Annotated in this window: 1 protein-coding gene and 1 pseudogene; one reads left to right on the plus strand and one right to left on the minus strand. The window is 64.6% G+C overall.

Going from position 1 to position 577, the window contains the following annotated elements:
* Nucleotides 1–213 (plus strand): annotated as a pseudogene (locus DNK89_RS23755) (translational GTPase TypA); the annotation flags it as partial.
* Between the two features lie 48 nt (nt 214–261).
* Here the strand turns inward: DNK89_RS23755 and DNK89_RS23760 are convergent.
* Nucleotides 262–577, minus strand: a 316-nt coding sequence (locus tag DNK89_RS23760) for a DUF1062 domain-containing protein (RefSeq protein ID WP_153064346.1), incomplete at its 5' end; no start/stop codon positions are given.

The following is a 577-nucleotide window of genomic DNA, read 5'->3' on the forward strand; positions in this document are numbered from 1 at the left end:
AAGGGCAAGAAGCTCACCAACATCCGCGCCGCGGGCAAGGATGAAGCGGTCAAGCTGACGCCGCCGATCCGCATGACGCTGGAACGCGCGCTCGCCTGGATCCAGGACGACGAACTGGTCGAGGTGACGCCGAAGACGATCCGTCTGCGCAAGCTCTATCTCGATCCGAACGAGCGCAAGCGCTTCGAGAAATCGAAGGTCAGCGCGGCCTGATGGTTCAAAAGGGCGGGGATTTCCCCGCCCTTTCTTTTTGACCGACCATTATGGGCGAGCGTTGCGCAGGATCACGTCCGCGTCGCCCACGGTCAGGTCGATCTCTACCCGGCAACCGTCCCGAACCGGCCGATTGAGGCCCGCAGCCGTAGTGATGTGGCCCGCATGTTCCATGGCACTTATCCGGGCACGGGGCAGGCCAAGTTCCGCCGCGAGCAGACGGTCGAGCCGGATGGCGAAAGGGATCTGTGTCGCTAGAGCGATCTCCAATCGCGCCGGGGCGGCTGGTCCGTTCGCAATCTCCTCCTTGCGGGCGACGCGTCCCGCGAATTCCTCGACCCTGTGCGCGAACCGGCGCAGGGCC

It is taken from the genome of Acidovorax sp. ST3, from assembly GCF_003231145.1.
GTDB lineage: Bacteria > Pseudomonadota > Gammaproteobacteria > Burkholderiales > Burkholderiaceae_C > Acidovorax.